At 47.5% G+C, this 13,722-nt stretch carries 12 protein-coding genes; 10 read left to right on the forward strand and 2 right to left on the reverse strand.

Going from position 1 to position 13,722, the window contains the following annotated elements; translation table 11 throughout:
• Nucleotides 1–16: 16 nt before the first annotated feature.
• The 7 genes from M3661_RS13500 (at nucleotide 17) to treC (ending at nucleotide 7,971) form a co-directional block, all read left to right on the forward strand.
• Nucleotides 17–922 (forward strand): ABC transporter ATP-binding protein, encoded by a 906-nt coding sequence (locus tag M3661_RS13500; RefSeq protein WP_065290183.1) that lies wholly within the window; start codon nucleotides 17–19, stop codon nucleotides 920–922.
• Nucleotides 919–1,824, forward strand: a complete 906-nt coding sequence (locus M3661_RS13505; protein WP_251485811.1) for an ABC transporter ATP-binding protein — start codon at nucleotides 919–921, stop codon at nucleotides 1,822–1,824. Before M3661_RS13500 ends, M3661_RS13505 begins: the two co-directional genes overlap by 4 nt.
• Nucleotides 1,817–3,103 (forward strand): ABC transporter permease, encoded by a 1,287-nt coding sequence (locus M3661_RS13510; protein WP_251485827.1) that lies wholly within the window; start codon nucleotides 1,817–1,819, stop codon nucleotides 3,101–3,103. Before M3661_RS13505 ends, M3661_RS13510 begins: the two co-directional genes overlap by 8 nt.
• A 96-nt stretch (nucleotides 3,104–3,199) precedes the next feature.
• Complete coding sequence (locus tag M3661_RS13515) at nucleotides 3,200–3,649, forward strand: hypothetical protein (protein WP_251485830.1); 450 nt, start codon at nucleotides 3,200–3,202, stop codon at nucleotides 3,647–3,649.
• 172 nt (nucleotides 3,650–3,821) lie between these two features.
• Nucleotides 3,822–4,538 carry a trehalose operon repressor gene (gene treR / locus M3661_RS13520; protein ID WP_251485832.1) on the forward strand — a complete coding sequence of 239 codons (717 nt, stop codon included), beginning with the start codon at nucleotides 3,822–3,824 and terminating at the stop codon, nucleotides 4,536–4,538.
• Between the two features lie 243 nt (nucleotides 4,539–4,781).
• Nucleotides 4,782–6,194 (forward strand): PTS system trehalose-specific EIIBC component, encoded by a 1,413-nt coding sequence (treP, locus tag M3661_RS13525; protein WP_021256208.1) that lies wholly within the window; start codon nucleotides 4,782–4,784, stop codon nucleotides 6,192–6,194.
• 76 nt (nucleotides 6,195–6,270) lie between these two features.
• On the forward strand, nucleotides 6,271–7,971 hold the full coding sequence (gene treC, locus M3661_RS13530; protein ID WP_285853026.1) for an alpha,alpha-phosphotrehalase: 1,701 nt from the start codon (nucleotides 6,271–6,273) through the stop codon (nucleotides 7,969–7,971).
• Between the two features lie 173 nt (nucleotides 7,972–8,144).
• Here the strand turns inward: treC and M3661_RS13535 are convergent, their stop codons facing one another.
• Entirely contained in the window at nucleotides 8,145–8,504 is a 360-nt protein-coding gene (locus M3661_RS13535; RefSeq protein WP_065290176.1) for a hypothetical protein, read from the reverse strand.
• A 294-nt stretch (nucleotides 8,505–8,798) separates the two neighbouring features.
• Here M3661_RS13535 and M3661_RS13540 point away from each other — a divergent pair, with 294 nt between their 5' ends.
• Complete coding sequence (locus M3661_RS13540) at nucleotides 8,799–9,602, forward strand: DUF2935 domain-containing protein (RefSeq protein ID WP_065290175.1); 804 nt, start codon at nucleotides 8,799–8,801, stop codon at nucleotides 9,600–9,602.
• Nucleotides 9,603–9,844: 242 nt separating this feature from the next.
• Entirely contained in the window at nucleotides 9,845–10,909 is a 1,065-nt protein-coding gene (locus M3661_RS13545) for a copper amine oxidase N-terminal domain-containing protein (RefSeq protein ID WP_251485841.1), read from the forward strand.
• 55 nt (nucleotides 10,910–10,964) lie between these two features.
• Here M3661_RS13545 and M3661_RS13550 read toward each other — a convergent pair whose 3' ends face one another.
• On the reverse strand, nucleotides 10,965–11,840 hold the full coding sequence (locus M3661_RS13550) for an AraC family transcriptional regulator (RefSeq protein WP_251485844.1): 876 nt from the start codon (nucleotides 11,838–11,840) through the stop codon (nucleotides 10,965–10,967).
• A 221-nt stretch (nucleotides 11,841–12,061) separates the two neighbouring features.
• Here M3661_RS13550 and M3661_RS13555 point away from each other — a divergent pair, with 221 nt between their 5' ends.
• Complete coding sequence (locus M3661_RS13555) at nucleotides 12,062–13,699, forward strand: spore germination protein (RefSeq protein WP_065290172.1); 1,638 nt, start codon at nucleotides 12,062–12,064, stop codon at nucleotides 13,697–13,699.
• Nucleotides 13,700–13,722 lie beyond the last annotated feature (23 nt).

Here is a 13,722-nt window from a genome sequence, read left to right on the forward strand (position 1 = left end):
CAAGGGGGGAGAAGCATTGGACAATCAACATGTAATTGAGATGAAACAGGTAGTGAAGCAGCGTGACAACTTCCGCATTGGCCCGTTAAATCTATGCATACCACAAGGCTGTGTCACCGCGATCATAGGTACAAATGGGTCAGGCAAGACGACGATGCTCGGAATGAGCCTGGGGCTTGTTCATCCTGATGAAGGGACGATAACCGTGCTGCAGGAGAAGACAGAGCCAGAGCTAAGTACACTTGTGAAGGCGCGTATTGGCTACGTAGCGGAGAACTCCGATTCGGAGGTGGACGATATGACAGCGGAACAGCTTGTATCCTTTGTATCACAGTGGTATCCATCATGGGATTGGCAGCTCTACCATCAGCTTATGGCGAAGTATGAGCTGCCGCCGAAGCAGAAGCTGAGCAAGCTGTCGAAGGGAATGCGCCGTAAGCTGGATTTGATCGTTGCGATATGTCCGAAGCCAGAGCTGCTAGTGCTTGATGAACCGACCTCCGGGTTCGATCCACTATCTTGGCGCATGATGATCAATGATTTGCATGCGTATTTAAAGGATGGGAAGCGGACCGTCTTAATCGCGACACATATCGTGGATGAGGTAAAGCGGTTGGCTGATTATATTCTGGTCATGCATAAGGGCAAGGTGCTTCATTTTACGGAAAAGGACGCCCTGTTCGATGCGTGGAAGGTGTTCGTCGTGGATGGCGAGGCAGCGGATTACGAAGGTGCACCAGGTCTGATGAAGGCTATGCAGGAGCGCTTCGGGGTAAGACTTATTGCGCATAATGCTACCGGTTTGGAGCGTTTTTTGCACGATGAAGGGATTGAGGTTGTTCAGACTCATGCATTGGAGCTGGATGACATATTAGCTTATATGATTGAGATGCATATTGAGGGGAGCGTATACGCGCAATGAATCCATTACAGTTGCAGCAAGTCGTGAAGCAGTACGGTGAAAAGACAGCCGTGAATGGTCTTAGCTTTAAGGTAGAAGAAGGGGAAATCTACGGATTGCTTGGTGCGAATGGTGCGGGCAAGACGACGACAATGCGGATGGTTCTTGGTCTTATTTATCCAGATGGCGGATCTATTACGTATCATGGCAAGCCTTATCATGATGGGCTGACTCGCATCCTCGGGTATTTGCCGGAGGAACGGGGAATGTACCCGAAGGTGAAGATTAGTGAGCAGGTAACGTACTTGGCGCAGCTGCGCGGGATGAAGCGTGCGGAAGCAGACAAGAACCTAAAGTATTGGCTGGAACGGTTCAATGTACCGGAAAACTACAACAAGAAAATTGAGGAGCTGTCTAAGGGAAATCAGCAGAAAATCGGCTTCATTGCAGCTATTGTTCACAAGCCGAAGCTGCTCATCTTGGACGAAGCATTCAGCGGCTTGGATCCCGTTAACGTCGAATTGTTGAAGGAGACGGTTAAGGAGCTGCGCGATCAAGGCACGAGCATTCTGTTCTCTACGCACCGGATGGAGCATGTAGAAGAACTGTGCCAGAACCTGACGATTTTGCAAAAGGGTAATGCGGTGCTGCAAGGGTCGCTGCGTGAATTGAAATCTCAATATCCACGAGAGCATGTCATCCTGCGCACGAGTGGAGATGTGGATGGTTTGGATCGCATCGCAGGCGTCCAATCCGTTTCCCGAACAGGAGACGGTTATAAACTGCACATTACGAATGAAGTGGCCGCACAGGATATCCTGCAGCTTGCGATGGCAAAATCGACAGTTCAGCAGTTCGAGCTGAAGGAGCCGACATTGAACGAGATCTTCATTAAAGCAGTTGGAGGCGAATCTAATGCATAACCTGGGGACGGTCATTCGATTCACATTGAAGACGAAGATGATGACGAAGTCGTTCATCATTACAACGATTATTTTAGCACTCATTATGTCAGTTGGGGTTAATATTCCGTATCTGATCTCGCAATTTTCGAGCAATGAACCTACATCAATCGGTCTGGTACAGGGTGGAGAGTACGCGGACATTGTGAAATCATTTGAAGATCAAATGACGAAGCATAGAGGCAGCGACTTAAAGCTTGTTCCGTCCGCTTCAGAAGAGGAGCTGCGCAAGAAAGCGGAGTCCGGCGATCTGGAAGGATACTTGAAGTTCGAGCCAAAGAAGGACGAAGCGGGCAATGTGGAGAAGCAATCGTTCCCGCAGGTTGTGTTCCATGGCAAGGATGAGCTTGGACATGGCGATGAGGCGACGGTTACAGGTGCATTAAGTGCAGTGAAGACTGAGTGGCTCGTGAAGGATTCACTTACCGAACAGCAGAAGGCAGAGCTGAGCAAGCCGGTTACGATTGATACACAGAAGATCGTGAAGGAAGGCGAGAAAGCGAAGGAAGAAAATCCGATACAAAAAACGATTTCGATTATCGTCGTTATGGTATTGATCATTCTGTTCTTCATGACGAATACGATGACAGGTAACATGATTGCATCCGAGGTTACGCAAGAGAAGAGCTCGCGTATTATGGAAATTCTCATTACGAGCGTATCGCCGCTCGCGCAAATGTTTGGGAAAATTATCGGCATGTTTATACTTGGACTGATACAAATTATTGTGTTCTTCGCTGTGGTTGTGATTAATCTGCTGCTGCCGCACAATTCAGCCCCACTGAAGGCACTCAACTTCGATATCTCGATGATTGATTGGACAGTGGTTGGCGGAGGATTGCTGCTCTATGTGCTTGGCTACTTCCTATATGCGACGCTGTTCGCAGCAGTAGGCTCGCTCGTAAGCCGGACAGAAGACTTGGCACAAGCGATTATGCCGATTACGATGCTCTCGTTGGCGGCGTTCTACATTGTAATGTTTAGCGTGTCGTCACCGAACACCTTGCTGGTAAAAGCGACATCCTTTGTTCCATTCTTCACACCGACCTCGATGCTGCTGCGGATTGGTACGGGAAATGCAGCATGGTGGGAATTCTGGGTGAGCATTGCGATCTTAATCGTATCCATCCTGTTCTTCGGCTGGCTCGCTGCGAAGATTTACCGCACGGGCGTACTTATGTACGGCAAGCGCCCATCGTGGAAGGAACTTCGCAAGGCGATGAAGGCGTACAAAATTTAGTACGAGCTTCAAACCACCTTGTGAGTAACAGTTATAATTGAGACGGATACCACAATATTTGAAACAAATGAAGGCATAGATTTAAGAAGATGTATATTGCCTGATAAGCCATACCTTGGTTTATCAGGTTTTTTTTTATTCAACCAGCTTTCTTTGAGTGTGTTTCATTCAATTCATTACACTGGGAAATCATGTCAAATTGAAAACGAGGTTCATTCCATAGGTACCAGATTTGCGAGAAAGCTTCGGGAACAGGGCTTTATTACCGGAGAATTTGATCATGTATATATTGTGCTGACTCCCTTACTTGAAGAGCAAGTAATCATGGAATCAGAGCGGAGACCGGAAAAATGGATGAGGTATTTTTATGTAGGTGTTTCTGTTGACTCTTTTAACTGCAAAACGAACCTGGAAAAAGAAGAATACATTCTTCAACTTATCTCAACCGTATTGAAAAAAATATCTATAAATGAGGAGCAAATGAGATTAGTAAGTGAGATTAGATGCATAGTAGAGGAACAACGTGGGGCAGCATCCTGGAATTGACTCACACGCTTCATCATTACAAAGGCGCTGCGCGGACAGCGTCTTTTTCTTGGGTTTTAGCGGTTACCGTGTAGTGTGGTGCCCTTCTTTTTAACTGCTGCAGCAATCGTGATATGATAGAGGCAAGCAAGGAAGGTTAGGACGGAAGCATTATTGGGGGTTAGTTATAAAGATGACTACAAATAAGCTGTACATGGCCATTTATGAAGATATTAGGGGAAAGATTGCTTCAGGTGAATACGCACCGGGAACAAAGCTTCCTTCGGAGCATGAATTTTGCGTTATCTATGACACGAGCCGGGGAACGATTCGTAACGCGCTCGATCTGCTTGTCGAAGAAGGGCTTGTCAATCGCCATCCTGGCAAGGGCGTATATGTGCTAGACAATAATGCCATCGCGTTCTCATTCGGCGGATTGGTCAGCTTCAAGGAAGCAAGCGAGAGCAGCGGGCAGAAGTTCGAGACGACCGTACCTTACTTTGAGGAAATTACGATTACGGACAAGCTGCATGAGCGAACTAAGCTGCCATTGGGCGCAACAGCATATTGTCTGCATCGGGTGCGCGAGCTTGACGGAGAGCGCATTATTTTAGATATCAATTATTTTTTAAAGGAGAAGGTGGAGGGCCTAACGAAGGAAATTGCTGAGCGCTCGATATACGACTATATCGAACAGCAATTAGGGCACAAAATAGGCTTTGCCCAGCGCGTGATCCAGGTGGAGCCTGCGACGGCAAAGGATCGGGAACACTTGATCATGAAATCGTACGGCTTCGTCGTCGTTGTGAAGAACTATGTATATATGCATGATGGTGAGTTGTTCGAGTACACGGAATCGCGCCATCATCCTGAACGATTTGTGTTTACTGACTTTGCGCGGAGACGATGACGAGGTACTAAGCATCTCGTATTCAATTGATAAAACAAACCGATGTTGCGAATTTTATAGTTGACGTAACTTAACGAAATGAAACAGCGGCAGTCTTGGATGAGAAAAGAAATCCTAGAGTGAACGCTGTTTTTTCACGATCTCCTAACCAACTTGTCTATACAAGTGTTTACAAACCTGTCTATACAAGTTATAATGGTCTCAACAAACGTGGAAGCGATTCCATTGGGGAGGTACATCGATATGGCAGTTGATCAACGTTCGGTTGAGCAGATTTTAGAAGCCATTGGTGGAAAAGAAAATATTTCTGCGGTTACGCATTGTGTAACGCGACTTCGCTTTGCATTGAACGACGAAAGCATTGTTGATCAGCAAGCATTGGAGAAGAATGAACTTGTCAAAGGATCATTTGCAACGAACGGGCAGTTCCAAGTCATCATCGGTCCAGGACTTGTACAGAAGGTGTACGAGAAGCTGCTTGAGATTAGCGGTGGGGAACGAGCGTCTACGCAGGACATCAAGAATGTGGCATCCAAGAAACTAAACCCATTGCAGCGTGCAGTGAAGGCGCTTGCAGATATCTTCATTCCGATTTTGCCTGCTATTATTACGGCAGGTCTATTGATGGGGATCAACAATATATTGACTGGCAAGGGCATCTTCTTCGCGGATCAAGCCTTCATTGATGTATATGCTCAGTGGAAGGGCTTCGCGGAGATGATCAATCTGATCGCCAATACCGCCTTCGTCTTCCTGCCGGGGCTGATCGGCTGGTCAGCGGTTAAAAAGTTCGGCGGCAGTGAACTGCTCGGGATTGTGCTAGGATTGATGCTCATACATCCGGATTTGCTGAATGCTTGGGCATATGGGGATGCAGTTGCGAATGGAACGGTACCGCACTGGAACTTGTTTGGATTTGAATTCGAGAAGATTGGCTATCAAGGGCAAGTGCTTCCTGTACTTGTATCTGCTTTCTGCTTGGCGAAGATCGAGGGCTTTCTGAACAAGCGTGTGCCGGATGGCTTCAAGCTGCTGTTGGTCGCTCCGACTACGCTGCTTCTTACCGGGTTTTTGTCCTTTATCGTGATTGGACCGTTGACCTTCACAATCGGCAACGCCATCACATCGGCTTTCGTTGGAATTTTCGAGCATGCGGCTGTACTGGGTGGACTTATTTACGGCGGCTTGTATGCGCTGCTTGTTGTAACAGGTATGCATCATACATTCCTGGCAGTCGACCTGCAGCTCATTGCAAGCACGGGCAGCACGTTCCTATGGCCGATTCTCGCCTTGTCCAACATTGCGCAGGGCTCGGCGGCGCTTGCGATGGTGTTCGTTACTAAGGACGAGAAGCTGAAAGGGATGTCCGTGACCTCGGCGATATCTGCTTACTTGGGCATTACCGAGCCTGCGATGTTCGGTGTGAATCTGCGGCTGCGGTACCCGTTCATCTCAGCGATGATCGGCTCTGCATTGGGCGCAGTCGTTATCTCAGCATTTCAGGTAAAGGCCGTGTCTATCGGCGTTGGCGGATTGCCAGGCTTCCTATCTATCTTCCCGCAGCAGTGGGTTCCATTCTTCCTCGGCATGGCGGTGGCGTTGATTGTACCGTTCGTCATTACGCTTATTATTGGGAAGACGAAGCGTCAGGCATAATTAGGGCATTCATAACGATACACAGAGCGATTCCTATATCGTACTAAAAATAAGAACTACATGGTGGTGCAAGACAATGACACAACAATTGGAGCAGGAGTGGTGGAAGAAATCTGTCATCTATCAGATTTATCCGAAGAGCTTCAACGACACAAACGGTGACGGAATTGGGGATTTGCAGGGGATTATCGACAAGCTGGACTACTTGAAGGAGCTCGGAATCGATGTCATATGGTTGACGCCGATTTACGAATCTCCGCAGAGAGACAACGGCTATGATATTAGCGATTATTACCGTATCCAGCCGGAATACGGCACGATGGATACATTCGAGAAATTGTTACAGAAAGCGCACGACAAAGATATCCGCATCATTATGGACATCGTCGTTAACCACACCTCGACGGAGCACGTCTGGTTCAAGGAGGCTGCAAGCAGTACGGACAATCCGATTCGCAACTACTATATTTGGAAGGATGGCGTAAACGGAGGGGAGCCGAACAATTGGCAGTCTAAATTCGGCGGCAGCGCCTGGGCGTATGACGAGAAAACGGAGCAATATTATTTGCACTTATATGACGTTACCCAGGCTGATTTGAACTGGGAGAATCCAGTTCTGCGGGATAAAGTGTACGACATGATGCACTATTGGCTGAATAAGGGCGTTGATGGATTCCGGCTGGACGTTATCAATGTGATTTCCAAGGATCAGGACTATCCGAACGATACGCTGGCAACAGCTACGGCTGATGGACGCAAATATTACACAGACGGGCCGCGCATTCATGAGTTTCTGAAGGAGATGAATGCTCGTGTATTCTCGCAGTATCCGCACATGTTGACGGTTGGCGAAATGTCGTCGACGACGATGGAGAACTGCATCAAGTATACGCACCCGGATGAGCGCGAACTGAGCATGGTGTTCAACTTCCACCATCTGAAGGTCGATTATCCGAATGGGGAGAAATGGGTTAAAGCCGACTTCGACTTCCTTCAGCTTAAGCGGATCATAAGCGAGTGGCAGGTTGGCATGAATACAGGCGGGGGCTGGAACGCCTTGTTCTGGTGCAACCACGATCAGCCGCGGGTAGTATCTCGCTTCGGCAATGACGGTGCCTATCGTGTGCAATCGGCGAAAATGCTCGCTACGACGCTGCACTTGATACAGGGCACACCGTACGTGTATCAAGGGGAAGAGCTCGGCATGACGAATCCGCATTTCTCGCATATTAGCGAGTATCGGGACATCGAATCGATCAATGCACATCGCTTGCTGCAGAAGCAGGGCGTTCCCGAAGCGGACATAATGGCCGCACTGCAGCAGAAGTCGCGCGACAATTCGCGCACGCCAATGCAGTGGGATGCTTCGAATCACGGAGGCTTCACGACGGGGATCCCTTGGATCGGCTTGGCTCCGAATTATCGTGACATCAATGCCGAGGCGGCGCTGCGCGATCCGGATTCGGTCTTCCATCATTATCGCGAATTGATTGCACTGCGCAAGCAGTACGACATTATCGTGCACGGCGACTACCGCCTACTGCTGGAAGACGATGCGCACACATTTGCTTACATGCGCACACACGGATCAGAACGATTGCTCGTCATCAGCAACTTCTATGGCGAGGAGGCGGAGTTCACGCTTCCAGTGGAAGTATCACTACACGGTGAAGCGCATATCCTTATCAGCAATTATAAGGATACACCGAGTACGATCCAACAGCTTACACTCCGACCTTATGAGTCTGTGGCCTTTCTTATCGGGAAGCATGACTAGAGAAAATAGCAGCAATGCTTGGCAGAATCCTGCCGGGCATTGCTTTTTTTAATGGGAGAGACAGAGGGGAAAAAAGAAAGCAGACAGCTTCTTCTGACATCTTCTAATGAAGACAGAATCCTGTCAGTCGGCTGTCTGCTTACTGGTTTGTTCAGGTCGTTAACGGCCTATTTTTAGTATCCTCTATATCCCGTTTGGGGAGTAGTGTTTACATGTGAGACGTAGTGCTGCGTATCGTTCACCTGTGGATACGTATGGGTTACATACCCCGCTGCATAACTGGTTGGTGCAGTATGTGTTTGATGGGCGAGGTTAACAATTTGCTGCAATTGTTGTACAGCAGTTTGATGGCCTTGAAGTGCAGTTTGTATCACATGGGCAGCATGCTGTTCGATTTTAGCAAGCTCCTGTAAGCGAACTGCGTTCTGCTGCTCTTGCTGCAACAACTGCTGGTATTTTTGCGTTGCTGCATTGGTTTGCTGGATTAATTGTTGCGCTAGTTGTTCGATTTGCACAGTATTCGTATGTGTCATTGGGCAGACTCCTTTTTATCCATAGTTTCGTATGGTTTCATCTTCCTTATATTGTCTAGCTTGATTGTTATTTATGCATCGCGGCTCTGGCCATAAATCGTTATATGTAAAGTAAGTTGTTTGGATTAGTGAGCGACTAAGCGTTTTGTTCCACCAATGAGATTGTAATAGGCGGTTTGGTGAACTACAGTACCAGTCATAAAGATATGAGATATAGCAGATGCGGAGATCTAAGTTATTAATTTTAAGCCTCCTTCATAAACCTTTGTTAGAACGATAAAGGAGGTCATCCCGTTGAATCAACCAGCGTTGTTTGAGCATCGCTTCTGGCTGCAAATTTTAGGCGATCATGCAAGATTCATCTTCAATGCGCTTTCCCCGAAAGAAACGTCAGATATACAGACTGCACAACAATTTATTCAAGCGTTCGATCAGCTTCTTCAACAAGCACGAGGGCTGCAATCAGATGCAGAGATCGGAACACTGAACCAGCAAGCCTACACGCTAACCATCAATCTGCGACATTTTAAGCTGAGTATTCTTGAACGTCTGATCCTTGGGCGTGTTACAATTGCGTTCACTCCAACCTTTATCAATCACATGGTGAATGAACTTGAGGAATACTTACGTATTTTAACCAACCTATTGGAAGGCAAGCCGGTTCCCCAATTTGATGCACTGCACCATGATTTCCTTTGGTTGCCTGACGCAGCGGGTCATGCTGCATCTATTTCCAGCGATTTGGATTTTGTAGAAAAGCGATTGATTCAGAAAAGTAAGGATTTTGAAGAGCATTTTCAACAATTCTATTTAAAGAGTATCGAAATGGCAGGGTACATGCGGACACAGCTTCGGGATTTTCCAGCGTTCCGCAGATTTCATACTGACGTCGATATGGAGATGAATTTGTTCAGAGCCTTTTTGAAGGAACTGGAGGATTTAGAATTGTCAGCCGAAGTGCTTAGTCGTATTTCCCCGCTCATACCAGATCATATGATGAGGGAAGAGTGCTATTATTTAATGAAGCTAGCACAATTAGGCTTAGTACCTGATCCGGAATGCAATCCAGACCATCCGAGGATAGATGAGAAGGTGTAATATTCCGCTGCAAAGCGGTTTTTTACTTTTCTCGAACTTCATTACGATTAAGCTATGTGCAACCCTTTCGGCTACTGACTCGTCTAACCAAGTAACTAGATAATGTAGGAGACGATAACATAAAAACATGTATGGCTTTACTTATATCTGTTATGCTGGCTTTTGGTGGTGGATCGAGTTCTTTTGCTCAGGAGTCAACTTCATCATCCCATACAACAAATGAGACGCTGGATGTAGCCAAGATGTATCGTGTTTCCCATGAGCTTATTATGGATGTTAACAGCGGACAAGCCGTGTTTGATGGGAGAAGCTTATCTCTTGATAAGCCAATCATGAAAAACGGACGTGTTTTTGTGCCTTTGCGCACACTGCGTGCAACAGAAGCCGTTAACCTATTAAAATTTGACGCTTCTACCCAGCAAGTCCAGGTCATCATGAATAGCGAACTGAAGCCCCCCTTTGAACAGCTTTTCTTTCGGGTAGGCTCCGATAAGGTTTATAAGGAAGACGGATCTGCCTTGCCTGGAGCAACCATCGCTAAGCCGTTCATTGCCAAAGGCGTCACTTACATACCGATTCAAGCCTTGACTTATGTGGGCATCAGCCCAGCTACTGCGAAACAGAAGGTAACGCTGAAGTGGAGCAATAAAGTCATCGAACTTCTACAGCCAAAGTGGGAAACGGACAAGGACAGCACAACCTTTACGATGCTTTATCAAAAGGATATGAATACGCCATCAGTCGCGACCGCCTTGAGCGGAGGAGGCTGGTTAGGGGGCAATGATCATGCCAAGGTCTTGAAAAAAGACATTTCGCTTGATGGTCGACAGTATAATCGAATCGAGTTTACCCTACCGCTCCGCCCCGGACCAAATGCGTTGAGAATTACAGCCGTGTCAGGTGGTGAGAAGTATATTTCGGTTATGCGGAAAGTTTCAAGTGAAGGCGCCACCCCTGTTCGTCTGTCTGATGAGGGGAAAAAGTACATCGCTATTGATCCATCTGCATCGGGTTATGTTCGCACACCGCAGGGAGGTTCAATCGACATTGCCGGTCGGGTGGTTGCTGGGAACGAGAAGCTTGGAGCGCTTAGCTTCACCGTGCAGCAATATGATAACGAGCAGGCTGTCAAATCTAATCCTTATAAGGACATCAAGGAAGGAAAGATGCCTATCCAAGAACAAGCCTTTAAAGGATCGGTGAAGCTTCAGCACAAAGGCTACTATCTGATTACACTGTATAGCGCCGACAATGTTCCGGCATTTGACCGCGGAGCTTGGGCAGAAATCGTTGTTGAAGTGTATTGATGATAATTGAAAAAACCCTTGATTCGGTTATACTACCGAATCAAGGGTTTTCTGCTTATTCTGCTTTTTCTTTTACGCCGATCCATATTTCGCTGTATACCTGATGAGGATCGGACATATCTCCGGTAAAGCAAATTTCAGGCACATCGATTAACTCATAGGAAGATGAAGGCAGCCACTCGGAGGCGATTTTTGCCCATGTCTGCTGTAGGGTATGAGGGTAGGAACCAACTGAGCTGAATATGGCCCATGTACAGGCTGGCACTTCAACTACTTCAAAGCTGTCAAAATCAGCATCAAGCGTCGTAATCGATCCGATGAGATGATCTAACTCGCCTTTTTCTTCATGACGTCCTTCGCAGAAATGATAAGATGCATTGACCACAGTGGTCACGTCGGTATTTCGATAGCTTTGGAGTTTTGTCCGCTGTTCTACGGTAATCGATTGAGCAAGCTTCAGAATATCAGCATTCTCGCCCTCAAATACGATGGGCACGCGGCGCTTCACACCCACAAGCTTGAAGGCGTCTTTCCGTTCGATTCGATAATTCATGTCGATTCCTCCTTGAATAGTGAGCTGGAAGGTCATGCGCGGGAATACCTTCAGATGATTCAGACCTCTCACTTCCGAAGGAGCAACCCCAAGCCAATCCTTGAATGCTCTCGTGAATCCGTCCACCGAATGGTAGCCATACTTGATCGCGATATCAATTACCTTAACGTTACTCTTGTGTAATTCCTGACCGGCTTGAGACAGCCTGCGGTTGCGAACATACGTGTTCAGAGACATACCGGCCAAATAGGAAAAGAGTCTTCGAAAATGATATTCCGAGGTTCCTGCAAGCCGAGCCACCTGGGCGTAATCGATGTCCTGATCCAAATTGTCTTCGATATAGCCCAAAGCAAGATTCATATCCTTCAGCATATCCATATCATGCCCTCCTTCGACTATCATTGTAGTGAGGTTAAACAATCGACATCCGACATTTCGCGTATGGAAATGGTCGTTACGTATGATCTAGAATATCCGCAATTATCGAATCATGAAAGCTTGGATGTCAAAATACCTATTTTGCCATGGTAGTCCTCATCATCTTCCACGAAATGCATATTCAGGAAACTGCGGGGCATATTACGGAAAGGTGATGAAAAATGTGGCAGGCGATTGCGCCTTATATACCAAGCTGGCAAGCATTCGCGCAAGCGGCGATTGCAGGCATTGTTCCTTATGTATTATCGAAGATTATGTCTATCACGATGAAGGATGAAAATGATCAGGGGAATCGGAAAGCCGAGACGGCTTACGAGGGGTTTGTAGGCCATTTTGAGGAGGATCTCAATAAGGTCAAGGAAGATATCGGCCAGATGGAGGATGTCAACATACGATTGTTCCAGCTCGGCTACACGACACAGCGTGCAGCGCTTGTGTTCGTTGGAGGGATTTCGGATCGGGACTTTATTGATAAGCACCTGCTGAAATCCTTGATGGGCGAGCTTCGGCCACCATCTGAGGGGGGAGCAGTTGCTTCTCCTGATTATAAGTATACGAAGGAATATTTGGTCGAGCATATTCTCCCTGTCGGATCAATGAAGGAGAATATGATTGTTAATGACTGTACGTACGACGTGTTGAAGGGCGATACGGCTTTGTTCATTGAAGGGCATATCGGAGCCATTATGTTCAATACGAGGAAGGTGAAGGTGCGCGGCGTGGACGAGCCGCCATCTGAGGTACTCGTACGCGGACCAAGGCTTGCCTTCAATGAATGCCTCGTTGACAATATGACGCTGCTCAGGCAGCAAGGTGAGAACAAGAAGCTCACTTTCATTCATCGCCGTGTCGGAACCCGGGTACAACGTGAGATGGTTCTCGCATACATCGAGGATATAGCTGATAAGCAGCTCGTTACCGATGTGCTGGATCGCATTAGCAAGATCGATATCGATGATGTTCCGGATTCAAGCTATATAGAACAGCTGATTGAGGATAATTACTTATCTCCTTTTCCGCAGCTGCAGAGTACGGAACGGTTGGATCGAACCTTTTGTGCCTTGATGGAAGGACGGGTGGCGATTTTTCTTGAGGGAAGCCCGTATGCTGTGCTTGCACCGGCGACGTTCACCATGCTGCTTCAATCGCCGGAGGATTATTATGAACGATGGATGGCGGGGACGCTAGTTCGTTGTCTGCGGTATTTTGCGGCATTTGTATCAACTTTTGGCCCTTCCTTGTATATTTCCTTGATCTCGTTCCATCAAGGTCTGATCCCAACGAAGCTGGCATTGTCCATTGCAGGCACCCGTGTTGGCGTTCCGTTCCCTTCAATCATCGAGGTGCTCATTATGGAGGTGGCGCTGGAGATCTTGCGCGAAGCGGGTCTTCGCCTGCCGAAGCCGATTGGGCAGACGGTCGGTATTGTGGGCGGTCTCGTTATCGGAGATGCTGCGGTTAGAGCGGGTATCGTCAGTCCGTTCACGGTTATCGTTGTTGCAGTAACGGCGATAACCTCCTTCGCTATTCCGCAATACAGTGCAGGTATTTCTTTGCGCATTTTGCGGTTCATCGCGATATTTTTTGCATCGATCCTTGGCTTGTATGGTGTTGTTCTGTTCTTCTTAGTGCTATGCAGTCATCTCGTTAAGCTGAAGAGCTTCGGTGTGCCATATATGAGCCCTGCTGTGCCTTACCGTTTGTCAGATTGGAAAGACTTCATTTTGCGTGCCCCGCTAAGGCTGATGAAGAAGCGTCCCAAGATGCTGGACACACGTAATCCGACCCGTGAGGAGTAGCAGATAGAAGGAGCTGTAGAGAA

This window comes from Paenibacillus sp. MER 180 (assembly GCF_023713665.1).
GTDB classification, from domain to species: Bacteria; Bacillota; Bacilli; order Paenibacillales; family Paenibacillaceae; genus Paenibacillus_B; species Paenibacillus_B suaedae.